This window comes from Geodermatophilus sp. Leaf369 (assembly GCF_001424455.1).
GTDB lineage: Bacteria > Actinomycetota > Actinomycetes > Mycobacteriales > Geodermatophilaceae > Klenkia.
In genome coordinates this window covers 1333650-1350829 of the sequence record NZ_LMQA01000001.1, presented here as the reverse complement: position 1 = coordinate 1350829, position 17180 = coordinate 1333650, and the positions used below count along the sequence as shown (strand labels likewise).

Below are 17180 nucleotides of genomic sequence, written 5' to 3'. Positions count from 1 at the left end.
CGCCGGTAGGCTGCGGCCCCGTGGCCCTGGTCGTGCAGAAGTACGGCGGTTCGTCCGTCGCCAACGCCGAGCGCGTGAAGCGCGTCGCCGAACGGGTCGTGGCGGCCAAGAAGCAGGGCCACGACGTGGTCGTCGTCGTCTCCGCGATGGGTGACACCACCGACGACCTGCTGGACCAGGCCAGCCAGATCACCGCCGACCCGCCCGGTCGCGAGCTGGACATGCTGCTCACCGCCGGCGAGCGCATCTCGATGGCGCTGCTGGCGATCGCGATCTCGGTGCACGGCTACCAGGCGCGGTCGTTCACCGGTTCGCAGGCCGGGGTGATCACGACGTCCAGCCACGGCAAGGCGCGGATCATCGACGTCACCCCGGGGCGGCTGCGCTCGGCGCTGGACGAGGGCTCGATCGTCATCGTCGCCGGGTTCCAGGGCGTCAGCCAGGACACCAAGGACATCACCACGCTGGGCCGCGGCGGCTCGGACACCACGGCCGTGGCCGTGGCGGCTGCGCTGCACGCCGACGTCTGCGAGATCTACACCGACGTGGACGGCGTCTTCACCGCCGACCCGCGGATCGTCCCCAACGCCCGACGGCTGGACACCGTCACCTACGAGGAGATGCTGGAGCTCGCCGCCTGCGGGGCGAAGGTCCTCATGCTGCGGTGCGTCGAGTACGCCCGTCGCTACGACATCCCGGTGCACGTCCGCAGCTCCTACTCACAGCTCCCCGGCACCACGGTGTCCGGTTCGATGGAGGACCTCACGGTGGAACAGGCCATCATCTCCGGCGTCGCGCACGACCGGAGCGAAGGCAAGATCACGGTCTACGGCGTCCCGGACCGGCCCGGTGAGGCCGCCCAGCTGTTCCGGGTGCTGGCCGACGCCGAGATCAACATCGACATGATCGTGCAGAACGTGTCGGCCTCGGCGACCAAGCTCGCCGACATCTCCTTCACCCTGCCCAAGAGCGACGGCCCCACCGCGCTGGCCGCCCTGGAGAAGGTCAAGCACACGGTCGGGTTCACCGACGTGGTCTTCGACCAGCACATCGGCAAGGTCTCCCTCGTCGGTGCGGGCATGCGCTCGCACCCGGGCGTCTCGGCCAAGTTCTTCGGCGCGCTCGCCGACGCCGGGGTCAACCTGGACCTGATCAGCACCTCGGAGATCCGCATCTCGGTCGTCTGCCGTGAGGAGGACGTCGACCTCGCCGTCCGCGCCGTGCACGACGCGTTCGAGCTGGGCTCCGACGTCGAGGCCGTCGTCTACGGCGGGACCGGGCGATGAGGCCGCTGCACCTGGGCGTCGTCGGCGCGACCGGTCAGGTCGGCGTCGCCATGCGGCAGATCCTGGCCGAGCGCGACTTCCCGCTGGCCTCCATCCGGTTCTTCGCCTCCGCACGCTCGGCCGGCAGCACGCTGCCCTGGGGCGACGGCGAGATCACCGTCGAGGACGCCTCGACGGCCGACCCCACCGGGCTGGACGTGGCGCTGTTCTCCGCCGGTGCCACCACCTCGCGCGCCCAGGCCCCCCGCTTCGCCGCGGCCGGGGTGACGGTCATCGACAACAGCTCGGCGTTCCGCAAGGACCCGTCGATCCCGCTGGTGTGCAGCGAGGTCAACCCCGCCGACATCGCGCTGGCCGGTGAGCAGCGCATCATCGCCAACCCCAACTGCACGACCATGGCCGCGATGCCGGTGCTCAAGCCGCTGCACGACGAGGCCGGGCTGACCCGGATCGTCGCCTCGACCTACCAGGCCGTCTCCGGCTCCGGCGTCGCCGGCGTCCGGGAGCTGCACGGGCAGGCGCTCGCCGTCGTGGCGGAGGCCGACCAGCTGGCCTACGACGGGTCGGCGCTGGCCTTTCCCGACCCGGCCGTCTACGTCGCGCCGATCGCGTTCAACGTGCTGCCGATGGCCGGCTCCGTCGTCGACGACGGGTCCTTCGAGACCGACGAGGAGCAGAAGCTCCGCAACGAGTCCCGCAAGATCCTCGGCATCCCCGAGCTCCGGGTCTCCGGCACCTGCGTCCGGGTTCCGGTCTTCACCGGGCACTCGCTGTCGCTGAACGTGGAGTTCGCGCGGGAGATCAGCGTCGAGCGCGCCCGCGAGCTGCTGGCCGGCGCCCCCGGGGTCGAGCTGGTCGACGTCCCCACGCCGTTGCAGGCCGCCGGCAAGGACCCCTCCTACGTCGGCCGGATCCGCCAGGACGGGCCCAACGGCCTGGCCCTGTTCGTCTCCAACGACAACCTGCGCAAGGGCGCCGCGCTGAACACCGTGCAGATCGCGGAGCTCATCGCCGCCCAGGGCTGACCTCCCCGCCCTGAGCGTTGATCAGGGTCCTGCACCGAAGTGCGTCCTCCCCCGGGAACGATCGCGGGGGAGGACGCACGGTGATCAGGGACCCTGATCAACGCTCCGGGGTCAGGGCTGCACGTGGCGCAGGGCGAAGTCCAGGGCGACCTCGACCTGGCGGATGGTCTCCTCGATGACCAGGGAGCCGTGGCCGGCGTCGAAGCGGTAGACCTCGTGCTCCTTGCCGCGCTCGGTCAGCGCGGCGAGGTAGTTGTCGATCTGGCGGATGGGGCAGCGCGGGTCGTTCGCGCCGGCGACCACGAGCACCGGGGCGACGACGGCGTCGACGTGGGTGAGCGGCGAGGACCGCCGGTACACGTCGGGCACCTCGTCGGGCGAGCCGCCGAACAGCGCCCGGTCGTAGGCCCGCAGGCCCTCCATCTCGTCCTCGTAGGCGGCCAGGTAGTCCGCCACCGGCACCTCGGCGATGCCGGCGGTCCAGCGCTCGGGCTGGGTGCCCAGGCCGAGCAGGGTGAGGAAGCCGCCCCACGAGCCGCCGGTGAGCAGCGTGCGGGTCGGGTCGACGACGCCCTCGGCGACGAGGGAGTCGTAGACGGCGGCGACGTCCTCGAGCTCGGTGGGGCCGGGGTTGCCGGTGAGGGCGTCCCGCCAGGTCGAGCCGTAGCCCGAGGAGCCCCGGTAGTTGACGTGGACGACGGCGTACCCGGCGTCGACGTAGGCCGCCCGGCGGGCGCGGTAGGAGTCGTCGTCGGCGGACTCCGGGCCACCGTGCACCAGGAACGCCGTCGCGTACGGAGCCTGCCCGGCCGGGCGCACCAGCAGGGCGTGCACGTCGCCGCCGGGGCCGGGCACCCAGCGGTCCTCGACCGGGTACGCGGCCGGGGGCTCGTCGCCGGGGGCGGCCAGCACGACCGGACCGTCGGCCCGGCGGATCACCGGCGGACGCTCCGAGGAGGACCAGGCCAGCTCCACCGAGCCGTCGGGGCGGGCGGTGGCGCCGCGGACGACGCCCGGCGGTGTCTCCAGCCGGGTCAGCTCACCGGTGGCCAGGTCGTACCGGTACAGCTCGCTGCGGGCGGCGTGGTCGTGGCCGACCAGCAGGGCCGAGCCGTCGGGGTACCAGCCGGCGGTCACGTCGCCGGGCAGGTCCAGCACGACCTCGGTCTCGGTGTCGGTGGCGACGTCCCAGATCAGCAGCTCCTCGCGGCCGCGGCGCTCGTGGCCGACCAGCAGGCGGCGGTCGCCGGGCACCGGGGCGAACCCGAGCGCGTGCAGGCCGCGGCCCTCGCCGTCCCACTTCTCGGCCACCACCCAGGGGCTGTCAGCGGTGGTCTGCCCGCCCCCGGCGGCCAGGAAGGCGGCCACGTCGAACACCCGCAGCGCGGGGTAGCGGGGGTCGCCGGGCTCGGAGTGGCTGATCACGACCAGGTCGTCGTCGTGGGAGAGGCCGTCGACAGCGGCGGTGTCGGGGGTGGAGTAGCAGACGGTGGGGGTGCCACCGACCGGTGCGACCCACAGCTCGCTGCCGTCGTCGGTCGACCGGCCCAGGGCCACCAGTCGACGGCCGATCTCCAGGCCCGAGGGGTAGGCCGGGCCCACCTCCGGGACGGCGACGACGTCCTCGCCGCCGGCGAACGGCTGCCGGCGCCACACGCCGAACTCGTCGCCGTCGGTGTCGGCGAACCACCAGATGCTCTCGCCGTCCGGGCTGATCGTGGCCGCCAGCGTGCCGTTGGCCCGGTCGGTGACCTGGCGCTGCTCACCGGTGTCGCGGTCCCAGGTGTACTGCTCCACCACGCCGGTGACGTCGGAGGCGAACAGGCAGCGCTGGGGGGCGTCCTCGGCCCAGTCGGGCAGGCTGACGCGGGGGGCGCGGAAGCGGGCCTGCCAACGGGCGGTCACCTCGGGCGACAGGGTCGCGATGGTCTCAGGGGGGAGGGCGTCCACGGCGCCCATCCTGCCCCGGGTGGTCAGCTGCGGCCGGAGGTGGTCGGCGCCCGGTCCTCGACCGAGGCGTCCCGCACGTCGCCGATCAGCTGCTCGAGCACGTCCTCCAGCGCCACGACGCCGAGCACGTCGCCGTCCTCGACCACCCGGCCCAGGTGCACCCCGGCCTCGCGCATCGCCTGCAGCACCTCGGGGAGCGGCTCGTCGGGGGAGAGCTCGACGAAGTGCTCCAGCGCCGCGTCGGGGAACGGGTCGTCCCGCTCGGTCACGCCCAGCACGTCCTTGACGTGCACGTAGCCCAGCCAGTCACCGGCGGCGTCGAGCACCGGGTAGCGGCTGAAGCCGTGCTCGCCGACCGCGCGTTCCAGGTCCCGCGGGGTGGCCTCGCGGGTCACGGTCACCAGCTCGTCGGTGGGCAGCAGCACCGACCGGGCGTCGTGGGTCTCGAAGCCCAGCGCCCCGGCCGCCAGCTCGCCGACCTCGTCGCCGAGCAGGCCCTGGCTGCGCGACTGGGTGATCATCGAGCGGATCTCCGAGCTGTCGAAGCTCGCGGCCACCTCGTCGGTGGGCTGCACCCCGAACAGGCGCACGAAGGCGTTGGCCAGGGTGTTGAAGAACCAGATCAGCGGCTTGAGCACCGTGACGACCCTCGCCATCGGCGGGCCCAGGGCGATCGCGGCGCGGTCCGGGCCGGCGATGGTGATGTTCTTGGGCACCATCTCCCCGAGCACCATGTGCAGCACCGTCACGATCGACAGGGCCACCACCAGCGCGATGGGGTGCAGCAGGCCCTCGGGCACGCCGGCGCTCTCCAGCGGCACCTCGATCAGGTGCGCCACCGCGGGTTCGCCGACCGCCCCCAGGCCCAGCGAGCACAGGGTGATGCCCAGCTGCGCTCCGGCCATCATCTGCGACACGTTCCGCATCGCGGTCAGCGTCTTCTGCGCCCGCGCCGAGCCCGCGGTGGCCCGGGGCTCGATCTGGTCGACCCGGGCCGAGACGAGCGCGAACTCCGCGGCCACGAAGAACGCGTTGCCCAGCAGCAGGGCGACCAGCACGAGCAGTGCCACGGCATCGCTCACGCCTGCGCCACCTCGTGCTGGCGGGCGGGCAGGTCGTCGTCCCCGGTGGGCACCGGGTCGGCGTGCAGGACCGCCACCCGACGGCCCTCGAGCCGGGCGACGGTGAGCCGGTGGCCGTCCAGCTCGACGGAGTCCCCGACGGCAGGCAGCCGGGCCAGCCGCTGGGTGACGAACCCGGCGACGGTCTCGTAGCGCCCCTCGGGGACGGCGACCCCGGTGCGCTCGCGCACCTCGTCGGGGCGCAGCAGCCCGGAGACCTCCCAGCCCTCCCCGCGGCGGCGCAGCTGGCGCAGCGGGCGGTCGGTCTCGTCGGCGATCTCCCCGACCAGCTCCTCGACGATGTCCTCCAGGGTCACGATGCCGTGCGTGGCGCCCCACTCGTCGACGACCAGGGCCAGCTGCAGGCCCTCCTCGCGGAGCAGGTCCAGCAACGGGTCCAGGTGCAGCGAGCTGGGGACGGCGAGCACCGGGCTGGCGAGCTCACCGGCGGTCCGGGTGGCCCGCTCGTCCTCGGGGACCGCGACGGCCTTCTTCACGTGCACCAGGCCCGTGACGTCGTCCAGGTTCGAGTGCCAGACCGGGAAGCGGCTGTTGCCCGAGGCGATGGCGGCGGCGATGACGTCGGCGGCGGTCGCGGTGTCGGGCAGGGTGACCAGCCGGGTCCGCGGGGTCATCACGTCGGTGGCGAGCTTCTCCCGCAGGCCCAGCGAGCGGTCCAGCAGGCGGGCCGCGGTGGGGGAGAGGTCGCCCTCCTCGGCCGAGCGGCGGGCCACCGAGGCCAGCTCACCGGCGCCGCGGGCGCTGTCGAGCTCCTCGCGCGGCTCGAAGCCCAGCTTGCGGACGATGGCGTTGGCCAGCCGCTGCAGCGCGCGGACCAGGAAGCCGAAGACGGTGGTGAACGCCCGCATCCCGGGGGCGACGAACCCGGCCACCGCGAGCGGACTGGCGATGGCCAGGTTCTTCGGGCCGAGCTCGCCGATGAGCATCTGCAGCGTGGTGGCCAGCGCGATGCCCAGGACGACGGCGACCGCGGTGACCGTGCCCTCGTTGAGCCCGAGGGCGCCCAGCGGCCCCTCGAGCAGCCCGCCGATCGCCGGCTCGGCCAGGTAGCCGACCAGCAGCGTGGTGATCGTGATGCCCAGCTGGGCGGCCGAGAGCTGGGTGGACAGGCCCTGCAGCGCGGTCACCGTGCCCGCGGCACCCCGGCGGCCCTCGGCGGCGGCCTGCTCGGCCTGCCCGCGGTCGACGGTGGTGAAGGAGAACTCGGCGGCGACGAAGAAGCCCGTCAACACGGTCAGCACGACCGCGGCGAGCAACAGCAGCCACTCGGTCATCGAGGCCCAGCGTGCGGGTTGCGCGCCGCAACCGCGCGTCGACCGGGTGTGGCGTTCAGGACAGCAGCTGCTCCACCCGCCGGGCCGCGGCGAGCAGGGCGCCGTCGGCACCGGGGAGGGACTCCAGCGACAGGCCCACCGGCAGGCCGGCCGACGTCGTCCCGCACGGCAGGCTCAGCGCGGGCATCCCGGCGGTCGACCCGGGGGCGGTGTTCTGCACGACGGTGGCGAAGACCGGCACGTCGCGGCCGGCCAGGTCGGTGGTCACGTCGTCGCCCACCGGCGGGGCGGGCAGCGGGACGGTCGGGTAGACCAGGGCGTCGAGCCGCCCGCCGTCCGCCGTCCTCAGGGCGTGGTCGTAGGCCTCGCGGAGCTGCTCGCGCAGCTGCAGGCACTCGGTGTACGCGTCCTCGGGCACCGGTGCGGCGAGGGCGTGCTCCAGCGCGCCGCGGACGTCGGGGGAGGCCACCTGGGCCAGCACCTCCTCCAGGGTCGGGCCCTCGGGCAGCGAGGCCAGGTAGCGGGGCAGCTCGCGGACCACCTCGTGGAAGACGATCGGGAACCCGCAGCGGGCGTCGAGCTCGTGCCCGCCGGCGACGTCGACCTCGACCAGCTCCACCCCGGCGTCGGCCAGCCGGTCCAGTGCCTCCCCGACCCGGTCGGAGACCTCCGGGTGCAGGCCGTCGAAGAAGCCGGGGAGCGGGACGCCCAGGCGCAGGGCCCGGGCCGTGGGCACCGTGGTCGGGCCGTCCCCGGTCACGACCTGGTCGAGCAGGACGACGTCGGCGACGGTGGTGGCCAGTGCACCGGCGGTGTCCCGGGTGCCCGAGAGCGGCACGGTGCGGCCGCTGCCCCACCGCCCGGTGGTGGGCCGGAACCCGACGATGCCGCAGAACGAGGCGGGGACCCGCAGCGACCCGCCGGTGTCGGTGCCCAGCGCGACGGCCGTGACCCCGGTGGCGACGGCGATCGCCGACCCCCCGGACGAGCCGCCGGCCACCCGGTCGGGGTCGTGCGGGTTGCGGGCCGGGCCGTAGGCGGCGTTGTTGCCGGTGATGCCGAAGGCCAGCTCGTGCAGGTTGGTCTTGCCGACGACGGTCGCACCGGCCTCCCGCAGCATCGCCACCGCGTGGTGGTCGCGCCCCGGCTGCGACTCGTGCAGCGCCGGGGTGCCGCCGGTGGTGGGCAGGTCGGCGGTGTCCAGGTTGTCCTTGACCGCGATCGGGACGCCGGCCAGCACGCCCTCGGGGTGGCCCGGGTCGGTCGAGTCGGGGTCGACCACGGTGATGAACGCCCCGAGGTGGCCCACCGCGTGGGCCCGGGCGGCGGCGGCGGAGAGCCGCTCGGCGGCGCTCCCGCCGCGGGACCGGGACAGGTCGAGACGGTCCAGGCGGGTCACCGGGGCACGGTACGACGGGTGGCGCCGTCCTGCCCCTGGAACGCCACAAGGCCCGCCGGTGAGGGCGGGCCTTGCGGTGGTGGTCGGGGTGACAGGATTTGAACCTGCGGCCTCGTCGTCCCGAACGACGCGCGCTACCAAGCTGCGCCACACCCCGAGGTCCTCCGACAGCCTAGCCGACGGCTGCCGGTGCGCCGACGGCGGTCCTCAGGGCTCCCGGGCGACCAGGGTCAGCAGCGTGGCCTCGGGCGGACAGGCGAAGCGGACCGGCGCGTACGGGCTGGTCCCGAGCCCGGCGGAGACGTGCAGCCACGTGCCGGTGGGGTGCGCGTCGGTCGGCTCGGCCCAGCGGTGCAGCCACCGGCAGCGGTCCCGGTCGATGCCGCAGTTGGTCACCAGCGCGCCGTAGAACGGCACCCGCAGCTGCCCGCCGTGGGTGTGCCCGCACAGCAGCAGGTCCCAGCCGTCGGCGGCGAAGCGGTCCAGCACCCGCGGCTCGGGGGCGTGCACCAGCCCGATGCGCAGGTCGGCGGTGGGGTCGGCCGGCCCGGCGACGTCGTCGTAGCGGTCGCGCTTGACGTGCGGGTCGTCCAGCCCGGCGAACACGATCCGGCGGCCGTCGACCGTCAGCTCGCCACGGGCGTTGTCCAGGTCCAGCCAGCCCCGGTCGGTCTTGCCGTCGCGCAGCGACTCCCACGGCAGCCACTCGCCGTGCACCCGCTTGTGGCCGGGGAAGAAGTACTTGAACGGGTTCTTCGGCCTGGGCGCGAAGTAGTCGTTGCTGGCCAGGACGAAGGCCCCCGGCTTGTCCAGCAGCGGGTCCAGCGCGCGCAGCGTGGGCCCGACGGCGTCGTGGCCGGCCAGGTTGTCCCCGGTGGTGACCACGAGGTCGGGGTCCAGGGCGGCGAGCCCGGCGATCCACTCCTGCTTGGACCGCTGACCGGCGGTCATGTGGATGTCGCTGATCTGCAGCACGGTCAGCGGCCGTTGGCCCGGGGGCAGCACGGGGACGTCGAAGCGACGCAGCGTCCAGTGGGTGCGCTCGATCAGCGACGCGTAGCCGACCGTGGCGGCACCGGTCGCCAGGACGGCCGCGGGGACGGCGAGAGCGGGGCGCATCGGGTCAGCCTATGTCGCGCGGGCGGTGCGACTGCGGTGCGGACGGCGTCGTCCGCGTGACAGGCTGGTGGGCGTGTCCGACCTCAAGCAGACCCTCCGCGACGACCTGACCACCGCCATGAAGGCCCGGGACGAGCTGCGCACCGCCACGCTGCGCATGGTGCTGTCCGCCGTCAGCGCCGAGGAGGTCTCCGGCAAGGCCGCGCGCGAGCTGTCCGACGACGAGGTGCAGGCGGTGCTGCGCCGCGAGGCGAAGAAGCGCAAGGAGGCCGCGGAGGCCTTCGGCGGCGCCGGCCGGGCCGAGCAGGCCGCCCGCGAGGAGGCCGAGGGCCAGGTGCTCGCCGGCTACCTGCCCACCCAGCTCTCCGACGAGGAGATCGCCGCCATCGTCACCGAGGTCGTCGCCGCGACCGGGGCGAGCGGGATGGGCGACATGGGGAAGGTCATGGGCCGGGCCAACGGCCAGGTCGCCGGGCGCGCCGAGGGTGGCCGGGTGGCCGCCGAGGTCCGCCGGCAGCTCGCCTCGTAGGACCCCGCAGACGCCGAGGGCCGGTCGACCACCTGGTCGACCGGCCCTCGGCCGTTCCTCGTGCCGCCGGGATCAGCCCGGCTGACCGTCCCCGTTGGTGTCCGGGGCGTTCGGGTCGGCCGGCGGCTGCTCGGCCGCCGGGGGAGCGACCTGCGAGCCGTTGCTCACCAGCACCGTGACGCGGGCGCCGGCCTGGATGCGGTTGCCCGCCGACGGGTTGAGCCCGACGACGGTGCCCGCGGGCTGGTCGGAGTCCACGCTCTGCTGGCCGCCGTAGGTCAGCTCCGCGCCGGTGATCGCCGACTGGCAGGCGCTGACCGAGGAGCAGGACGGCACCGCGCGGGTGTTGCCGTTCTGCACGCCCGCGTCGGCCTGCGGGAAGTCGACCGAGGGCTCGTTGGCCAGGATCGGCGCCATCGCGTCGTTGAAGATCTCGGCGGGCTTGTTGCCACCGAAGCCGCCGACGTTCTGGTTCCCGATCGGGTTGAAGACCATGACGCTGGCGGTGTACTGCGGGGTCGAGCCGATGAAGCTCACCGACACGTTGCCCTGCGCCGTCCCGGTCTTGCCGGCGATCTGGTGGCCGGGGACCGCGGCCCGACGGCCGGTGCCGTAGGAGGCCTGGGTGTCACCGATCATGATCTGGTTCATCGTGGTGGCGACACCGGACGGGATGGCCTCGGGGGTGCACCGGTCGGCGGTGTTGATCGGGGTGCCGTCGGGCAGCGTGGCCGGGGCGCCGGTCTGCGCGACCACGATCGAGGTGACCGGGTTGGGGTCGCACTGGGTGCCGTTGGCCGCCAGCGTGGAGTACGCCGACGCCAGGTCCAGCGGGCTGGTGGCGTAGGGCCCGAGGGTGAACGACCCCTGGTTCTCCGCGATGATCTGGTCGGCCGGGGTCTGGTTGGCCCGGTCGAAGTTCATCCCCATCCGCTCGGCCATCCGCACCGGGGCCTCGACCGAGCCCAGCCGGTCCTCGAGGGCCACGAAGTAGGTGTTGGAGGAGCGGACCAGGGCCTGCTCCAGGTCCAGCGTGCCCGGGTAGGTGCCGGCGTTCTGCACCGTGTAGGCCCGCCCGCCGTTGCGGTAGACGCTGGACACGTAGGGGTCGGAGGTGGTCAGCGAGTAGTACTGCGAGTAGCCCTGCTCCAGCGCGGCGGCGGCGGTGAAGACCTTGTAGGTCGAGCCCGCGCCCTTGCTGGCCACGGCGTTGAAGTTCACCGACTCGCAGGCGGCGTCGACGGCCTCGTCGCACCCGAACCGGCGGTTGTTGGCCATCGCCAGCAGGTGTCCGGTGCCCGGCTGGACGACGGTGAACGTGCCGACCAGCGGGTCGCCGAGGGCCACGGTGTTCAGCACGGCCTGCTCGCCGGAGGCCTGGATGTCCGGGCGCAGCGTCGACTGGATGACGAACCCGCCGTTGTCGATCTGGTCCTGCGTCATCCCGAGGGTGTTGATCAGGTAGCCCTCGAGGTAGTCGCAGAAGTACCCGCCCAGGGAGGCGTTCGCGCAGCCGTTGACGGGGGGCTGGCTCTCGGCGGTGACGACGGGGGAGGCGGTGGTGTCGGCCAGTTCCTGCTCGGTGATGTGGCCGAGGTCGAACATCCGGTTGAGCACCTGGTCGCGCCGGATCTGCGCGTTCTCCGGGTTGGCCAGCGGGTCGTCGGCGGTCGGGCTCTGCACCAGACCGGCGAGCACCGACGCCTGGGCCAGGTTCAGGTCGACCGCGTTGACCGAGAAGTAGCGCTGCGAGGCGGCCTGGATGCCGTAGGCGCCGGCGCCGAAGTAGGCGATGTTCAGGTAGCGGGTGAGGATCTCGTCCTTGGAGTAGGTCTCCTCCAGGGCGAGGGCCAGCCGGGCCTCGCGCAGCTTGCGGCCGACGGTCTGCTCGTCGGCGGCCTCGCGCTCCTCGACGGTGTCCGCGGTCTGCAGCAGGGTCTGCTTCACCAGCTGCTGGGTGAGGGTCGACCCGCCCTCGGCGACGCCACCGGCGGCGATGTTGGTCGCCAGCGCACGCAGCGTGCCCTGCACGTCCAGCCCGTTGTGGCTGTAGAAGCGGCTGTCCTCGATGTCGACGATCGCCTGCTTCATGATCGGCGAGATCTGCTCGGCGGTCACCGGGGTGCGGTTGTTCGTGTAGAAGTTCGTGATCGGCTGCCCGTCGGCGGCCAGCACCACGGTGTTGCCGTTGGGCGTCTGGTCGGTCAGCTCGACCGGCAGCGCGTCCAGCAGCGAGGCGGAGTTCCGGGCGACCAGCCCGGTCCCGCCGACGAACGGGAGCATCATCCCGGCGACCAGCGCTCCGGCCACGACGATCGTCGCGACGAGCTTGGCGAGGGCGCCGACCTTGGAAGCAGCGGTGTCAGACATCGCAGGCCAAGGTACCTGTCGGACGGGTCCGTCCGGTGTGTCGCGCACCGGACGCGCAGAGCCGTCCGGTGGGTTCGTTCCCACCCGTCACAGGCCCCGCACAGCAGCCTCAGCGGCGGGCCGGCAGCACCCTCGTCCGCGGCGTGCCGGTGCGGGTGTCCCCGTCGGGTGCGGTGAGCTCGCCGGCCATCACCCGGAGGTCGGCCAGGTCGTGCACGTCCCCGGCGGCTGCCGGCACGGTGCGGACGGCGACCTCGGGGTGCGCGTGGGTGAACCGGTCGGCCAGCCGCTGCTCCCGCACGGCGAGGGCCATCCGCTCGGCGTGCACCCGCAGCGCCCCGGCGGCCAGCTTCGCGCCCTTGCCCCCGCCCTCGGCGACGGCCTCTGCGGCGGCCTCCGCCCGGGTGGCCGACAGCGCCGTCGTCGCCGGCGGGTGGGTGCGGTTGAGCACCAGCCCGGCCAGCGGCATGCCCTCGGCGGACAACCGGTCGACGAAGTAGGAGGCCTCGCGCAGCGCGTCGGGCTCGGGGGAGGCGACGACGAGGAAGGAGGTGCCGGGCTGGCGGAGCAGCTCGTAGGTCGCCGTCGCCCGCTCGCGGAACCCGCCGAACATGGTGTCCAGCGCGGAGACGAACGAGGAGATGTCGTTGAGCAGCTGCCCGCCGAGGATCTTGGAGATGATCCGGCTGAAGAAGGAGAACCCGGCGCCGACGATCCGCAACCCGGCCTTGCCGCCGGCCCGGGCGGGGGCGGTGAGCAGCCGGATCATGGTGCCGTCGAGGAACCGGCTCATCCGGTTCGGGGCGTCCAGGAAGTCCAGCGCCGACCGGGACGGCGGGGTGTCCACGATGATCAGGTCCCACACGTCGCTGGCCCGCAGCTGGCCCAGCTTCTCCATCGCCATGTACTCCTGCGTGCCGGCGAAGGAGGAGGAGAGCGCCTGGTAGAAGGGGTTCTCGAAGATCGTGGCGGCCCGCTCGGGCGTGGAGTGAGCGGCGACGATGTCGTCGAAGGTCCGCTTCATGTCCAGCATCATCGCGTGCAGCTCGCCGCCCGCGGAGCCGTCCAGCTCGGGGACGACGACCCGCCGCGGCTCGTTGTCCAGCTCCTCCAGGCCCAGGCTCTGGGCCAGCCGGCGGGCCGGGTCGATGGTCAGCACGACCACCTTGCGGCCGGCCTCCGCGGCGGCCAGCGCGAGGGCGGCCGACGTCGTCGTCTTGCCCACCCCGCCGGCCCCGCAGCACACGACGATGCGGGTGGCCGGGTCGGCGACGATCGCGGCGAGGTCCATCGCCGGGGCCGTGCGGGGGGCGGTCACGCGGCGACGCCCTGGGCCAGGTGGGCCTTGAGGCGGTCGGCGAGCTCGTGCAGGGCGCCCAGGTCGATCGGCCCGACCAGCATCGGCAGCTCGACGGTGGGCCGGCCCATCTCCCCGACCCGGTCGCGCAGCGCGTCCTGGGACTGCCAGCGACGGGCGTGCTCGACGGCCTCGACGACCAGGCCCTCGGCGATCGCCGGATCGGCGGGCAGCCCGCCGGCGGCGAGCGCGGGGGCGAGCTCGGCGGCGGTGATCCGGCCCTCGGCGGCGCGTGCCAGCGACGAGGCCGGCAGCAGCGGCTCGGTGGCCATGTTGACCAGCACCGACCCGACGGGCAGGCCGGTCGCGGCGAGCTCGGTGATCGCGTCGGCGGTCTCCTGCACCGGCATCTCCTCCAGCAGCGTCACCAGGTGCACCGCCGTCTGGGGGGAGCGCAGCACGGCCATCACGCCGTCGCTCTGGGTCTTGATGGGCCCCGAGCGGGCCAGCCCGGCGACCTCGTCGGTGACGTTGAGGAACCGGGTGACGCGACCGGTCGGCGGGGCGTCGACGACGACGGCGTCGTAGACCTGCCTGCCGTCCACCCGGCGGGTGACGGCCTCCTTGACCTTGCCGGTCAGGAGCACGTCGCGCAGCCCCGGGGCGATGGTGGTCGCAAAGTCGATCGCGCCCATCTTGCGCAGCGCCCGCCCGGCCCGCTTCATCGAGTAGAAGAGCTCCAGGTACTCCAGGAGCGCCTCCTCGAGGTCGATGGCCAGCGCCTTGACCTCACCGCCCCCGCGGGCCACGGCGACCCGCCGCTCCTCGTAGGGCAGCGGCGGGGTGTCGAAGAGCTGGGCGATGCCCTGCCGCCCCTCGGTCTCCACCAGCAGGACGGAACGCCCGTCGGCGGCCAGCGCCAGGGCCAGGGCGGCCGCGACCGTCGTCTTCCCGGTCCCGCCCTTGCCGGTCACGACGTGGCAGCGCACGGGGAACGGCTCGAGGCTCACCGGACGAGCGTACGAGCGAGGACCGGGGTCCCGCCCGCTCGGACCGCCCCGCGCCCGGGCCGCGGGTCCGCCGCTGCGCTAGCGTCCGGCCCCATGACCGAGTCGACCCGACGGACGTGGGAGTACGCGACCATCCCGCTGCTCACCCACAACACCAAGGCCATCCTCGACTCCTGGGGGGTCGACGGCTGGGAGCTGGTCACCGTGCTCCCGGGTCCCGGTGGCGGCGACCAGCTGGTCGCCTACCTCAAGCGGCCCTCCGCCTGAGGCGCCGGCCGTGACAGAGAGCACGCCGCAGAGCTGGCACGCCCGCCTCGCCGAGCTGGGGCTGCGGCTCCCGCCGGTCGCCGCGCCGGTCGCCTCCTACGTGCCCGCCGTCCGCACCGGGCAGCTGGTGATGACCAGCGGCCAGCTGCCCTTCGTCGACGGCGGCCTGCGCCGCACCGGCAAGGTCGGCGGCTCGGTGGAGATCGAGGACGCCGCCCATGACGCGAAGGTCTGCGCGCTGAACGCGCTGGCCGCCGTCGACGACCTGGTCGGCCTCGACTCCGTCGCCCGCGTCGTCCGGGTCGTCGGGTACGTGGCCAGCGCCGAGGGCTTCACCGGCCAGCCCCGCGTCGTCAACGGCGCCAGCGAGCTGCTGGGCCGGGTCTTCGGCGAGGCCGGCAAGCACGCCCGCAGCGCCGTCGGGGTCGCCGAGCTGCCCCTGGGCTCCCCGGTCGAGGTCGAGCTCACCGTCGAACTCCGGTGACCCAGCCGATCCGCCAGGCCGCAACGGTGCTGCTGCTGCGGGACGGCGACACCGGGCTGGAGGTCCACCTCCAGCGACGCACGCGGGGGATGCCCTTCGCCGGCGGCATGACCGCCTACATCGGCGGCGGGGTCGACCCCCGGGACGCCGACACCGACGTCCCCTGGGTCGGCCCCAGCCCGGCCGAGTGGGCCACGACCTGGGGGTGCGACCCGTCCACGGCGCGCCAGCTGGTCTGCGCCGCCGTCCGGGAGACCTTCGAGGAGGCCGGCGTGCTGCTGGCCGGACCCGAGTCCGGCGGGGTGGTGCCCGACGTGTCGGGGGAGGAGTGGGAGGCCCAGCGGCAGGCCCTGCTCACCCGGGACATCGCGCTCTCGGAGCTGTTGAGCCGGCGGGGCCTGGCCCTGCGCTCGGACCTGCTGCGGCCCTACGCGCACTGGATCACCCCGCCGCAGGAGACCCGGCGCTACGACACCAAGTTCTTCGCCGCCCTCATGCCCGAGGGGCAGGAGGCGCGCGACGTGTCCGGGGAGGCCGACGAGGTGTCCTGGCTGACCGCCGACGCCGCTCTCGCCGAGCTCGCCGCCGGCACCCGGCCGATGCTGCCGCCGACGATCCACACCCTCACCCAGCTGCAGGCCTTCCCCGACGTCGCCGCCGCGCTGGCCGGCTGCCCCCCGGACCCGCTCGAACCGATCAGCCCCACCTTCGAGGACGACGACGAGGGCCAGCGCTGGGCCGTGCTCCCCGACGGCACCCGCATCCGTCTCGTGGTGCCGCTCCCGTCCTGACCCTGGACGACGACGGCCCCCGCTCCTGGTCGGAGCGGGGGCCGTCGTGTCGTGCGTGACTCAGCGGGCGCGGCGGCGGAGGCGCTCCTCGTCGAGGACGACGACGGACTTGCCCTGCAGCTGGATCCAGCCGCGGTGCACGAAGTCGGCCAGCGCCTTGTTCACCGTCTCGCGGGAGGCGCCGACGAGCTGGGCGAGCTCCTCCTGGGTCAGGTCGTGCTTGACGCGAAGGCCGTCGGACTCGCGGCTGCCGAACCGGTCGGCCATCTGCAGCAGCGCCTTGGCCACCCGGCCGGGGACGTCGGTGAAGATCAGGTCGGCGACGGAGTCGTTGGTGCGGCGCAGCCGGCGCGCGAGCACCTGCAGCAGCCGCTCACCCACCTCGGGGTGTGCCTCGATCCACGGGCGGAGCATCGCCTGCGGCATCTTGGCCAGCCGCACGTCGGTCACCGCGGTCGCGGTGGCCGTGCGGGGGCCGGGGTCGAAGACCGACAGCTCACCGAACTGGTCGGAGGGGCCCATCACGGCCAGCACGTTCTCCCGGCCGTCGGGCGAGCGACGGGAGAGCTTGATCTTCCCGGACAGCACCACGTACAGGCTGTCACCGGGCTCGCCCTCGTTGAACACGACCCGGCCGCGGGGCAGCGACACCGTCTCGAGCCCGCTCGCCGTGGGCTCGGAAGCCTCCTCCGACAGCCCCTGGAACAGACCGGACTGGGCAAGGACCTCGTCCACCAGCGCACCTCTCACCGACGTCGTCGTGGGTGCAGAGATCACCCACGTCCGCAGGCAGTCTAGGGCCTGTGGGCGCGCTCACCATGCGGAGCGTCACCACGGTGCCCACTCCGGGTGGGACCGGTCAGTCCGCCTCGGGTGCGGTGAGCGCGGTCTGACGGGCCTCGACGGTGCGCGCGGACCGGCGGCCACGCCACCGCTCCATGGCGCGCCGGATGCCCGAGTGGGCCAGTTCGTCGACGTCGGCGGGGGTCGCCGTGGCGAGGAACTCCTCCACCTGGCGCTGGGACGTCGGGCGCCGCAGCGGCTCCTCCACCCGCTCCATGACGAGCAGGAAGGCGATCACCAGCGGGGGGAACAGGATGACGATGAGGGCGACCACCAGCACCTCCTCGGCGTGCGTCTCCGGGGGCTGGGGCAGTCCCCGGGGGGAGAGACGGACGACGTCGGCGGGTCGGGAGGCGACACCGGTGTGACGGGTGGGCCTGCCGGGACGAGCATG

Annotated in this window: 16 protein-coding genes and 1 tRNA gene; 6 read left to right on the top strand and 11 right to left on the bottom strand. The window is 73.8% G+C overall.

Going from position 1 to position 17180, the window contains the following annotated elements:
• Positions 1 to 20 precede the first annotated feature (20 nt).
• Both ASG36_RS06745 and ASG36_RS06740 read left to right on the top strand, forming a co-directional pair.
• Positions 21 to 1286: an aspartate kinase gene (locus tag ASG36_RS06745; protein ID WP_055761038.1), complete on the top strand. Its 1266-nt coding sequence runs from the start codon at positions 21 to 23 to the stop codon at positions 1284 to 1286.
• A complete protein-coding gene (locus ASG36_RS06740; RefSeq protein WP_055761036.1) occupies positions 1283 to 2311 on the top strand; it encodes an aspartate-semialdehyde dehydrogenase in 1029 nt (342 codons plus the stop codon). Before ASG36_RS06745 ends, ASG36_RS06740 begins: the two co-directional genes overlap by 4 nt.
• A gap of 111 nt (positions 2312 to 2422) precedes the next feature.
• Here ASG36_RS06740 and ASG36_RS06735 read toward each other — a convergent pair whose 3' ends face one another.
• From ASG36_RS06735 to ASG36_RS06710, 6 genes are all read right to left on the bottom strand, one after another.
• On the bottom strand, positions 2423 to 4261 hold the full coding sequence (locus ASG36_RS06735) for a prolyl oligopeptidase family serine peptidase (protein ID WP_235494654.1): 1839 nt from the start codon (positions 4259 to 4261) through the stop codon (positions 2423 to 2425).
• A 23-nt stretch (positions 4262 to 4284) separates the two neighbouring features.
• Complete coding sequence (locus ASG36_RS06730) at positions 4285 to 5343, bottom strand: hemolysin family protein (RefSeq protein ID WP_055761030.1); 1059 nt, start codon at positions 5341 to 5343, stop codon at positions 4285 to 4287.
• Positions 5340 to 6677 carry a hemolysin family protein gene (locus ASG36_RS06725; protein WP_055761027.1) on the bottom strand — a complete coding sequence of 446 codons (1338 nt, stop codon included), beginning with the start codon at positions 6675 to 6677 and terminating at the stop codon, positions 5340 to 5342. Before ASG36_RS06725 ends, ASG36_RS06730 begins: the two co-directional genes overlap by 4 nt.
• 55 nt (positions 6678 to 6732) lie before the next feature.
• Positions 6733 to 8076, bottom strand: coding sequence for an amidase family protein (locus ASG36_RS06720; RefSeq protein WP_055761024.1), 1344 nt, complete (start codon positions 8074 to 8076; stop codon positions 6733 to 6735).
• A gap of 80 nt (positions 8077 to 8156) precedes the next feature.
• Positions 8157 to 8233: transfer RNA gene (locus tag ASG36_RS06715), tRNA-Pro, on the bottom strand.
• A gap of 50 nt (positions 8234 to 8283) precedes the next feature.
• On the bottom strand, positions 8284 to 9195 hold the full coding sequence (locus tag ASG36_RS06710; RefSeq protein ID WP_055761022.1) for a metallophosphoesterase: 912 nt from the start codon (positions 9193 to 9195) through the stop codon (positions 8284 to 8286).
• Positions 9196 to 9268: 73 nt separating this feature from the next.
• Here ASG36_RS06710 and ASG36_RS06705 point away from each other — a divergent pair, with 73 nt between their 5' ends.
• Positions 9269 to 9724, top strand: a complete 456-nt coding sequence (locus ASG36_RS06705; RefSeq protein WP_055762645.1) for a GatB/YqeY domain-containing protein — start codon at positions 9269 to 9271, stop codon at positions 9722 to 9724.
• Positions 9725 to 9796: 72 nt separating this feature from the next.
• On the opposite strand, the gene ASG36_RS06700 is transcribed toward ASG36_RS06705, so the two are convergent.
• The 3 genes from ASG36_RS06700 to ASG36_RS06690 all read right to left on the bottom strand — a co-directional run bounded on the left by ASG36_RS06700 (position 9797) and on the right by ASG36_RS06690 (position 14401).
• Complete coding sequence (locus ASG36_RS06700) at positions 9797 to 12094, bottom strand: transglycosylase domain-containing protein (protein WP_055761019.1); 2298 nt, start codon at positions 12092 to 12094, stop codon at positions 9797 to 9799.
• A gap of 109 nt (positions 12095 to 12203) precedes the next feature.
• Positions 12204 to 13412, bottom strand: coding sequence for an ArsA family ATPase (locus tag ASG36_RS06695; protein WP_235494652.1), 1209 nt, complete (start codon positions 13410 to 13412; stop codon positions 12204 to 12206).
• Positions 13409 to 14401 (bottom strand): ArsA-related P-loop ATPase, encoded by a 993-nt coding sequence (locus tag ASG36_RS06690; protein WP_055761016.1) that lies wholly within the window; start codon positions 14399 to 14401, stop codon positions 13409 to 13411. The genes ASG36_RS06695 and ASG36_RS06690 overlap by 4 nt, the downstream gene beginning before the upstream one ends.
• 93 nt (positions 14402 to 14494) lie before the next feature.
• Between ASG36_RS06690 and ASG36_RS22280 the strand changes: the two genes are divergently transcribed.
• From ASG36_RS22280 to ASG36_RS06680, 3 genes are read left to right on the top strand one after another with little or no spacing between them, the layout of a single operon-like run.
• Positions 14495 to 14668, top strand: a complete 174-nt coding sequence (locus tag ASG36_RS22280; RefSeq protein WP_200944350.1) for a hypothetical protein — start codon at positions 14495 to 14497, stop codon at positions 14666 to 14668.
• A 10-nt stretch (positions 14669 to 14678) separates the two neighbouring features.
• The gene (locus ASG36_RS06685) at positions 14679 to 15152 is read left to right on the top strand and encodes a RidA family protein (protein WP_055761011.1); all 474 of its coding nucleotides are present in this window, start codon (positions 14679 to 14681) and stop codon (positions 15150 to 15152) included.
• Positions 15149 to 15943 carry an NUDIX domain-containing protein gene (locus tag ASG36_RS06680; RefSeq protein ID WP_055761008.1) on the top strand — a complete coding sequence of 265 codons (795 nt, stop codon included), beginning with the start codon at positions 15149 to 15151 and terminating at the stop codon, positions 15941 to 15943. The genes ASG36_RS06685 and ASG36_RS06680 overlap by 4 nt, the downstream gene beginning before the upstream one ends.
• 60 nt (positions 15944 to 16003) lie before the next feature.
• Here the strand turns inward: ASG36_RS06680 and ASG36_RS06675 are convergent, their stop codons facing one another.
• Complete coding sequence (locus ASG36_RS06675; RefSeq protein ID WP_055761005.1) at positions 16004 to 16678, bottom strand: Crp/Fnr family transcriptional regulator; 675 nt, start codon at positions 16676 to 16678, stop codon at positions 16004 to 16006.
• Between the two features lie 124 nt (positions 16679 to 16802).
• The gene (locus ASG36_RS06670) at positions 16803 to 17060 is read right to left on the bottom strand and encodes a hypothetical protein (protein ID WP_055762639.1); all 258 of its coding nucleotides are present in this window, start codon (positions 17058 to 17060) and stop codon (positions 16803 to 16805) included.
• Positions 17061 to 17180 lie beyond the last annotated feature (120 nt).

Coding starts and splice junctions, on each gene's coding strand:
- ASG36_RS06740 (WP_055761036.1), top strand. CDS start 1,283: ATGAGGCCGCTGCACCTGGGCGTCGTCGGCGCGACCGGTCAGGTCGGC.
- ASG36_RS06725 (WP_055761027.1), bottom strand. CDS start 6,677: ATGACCGAGTGGCTGCTGTTGCTCGCCGCGGTCGTGCTGACCGTGTTG.
- ASG36_RS06710 (WP_055761022.1), bottom strand. CDS start 9,195: ATGCGCCCCGCTCTCGCCGTCCCCGCGGCCGTCCTGGCGACCGGTGCC.
- ASG36_RS06700 (WP_055761019.1), bottom strand. CDS start 12,094: ATGTCTGACACCGCTGCTTCCAAGGTCGGCGCCCTCGCCAAGCTCGTC.
- ASG36_RS22280 (WP_200944350.1), top strand. CDS start 14,495: ATGACCGAGTCGACCCGACGGACGTGGGAGTACGCGACCATCCCGCTG.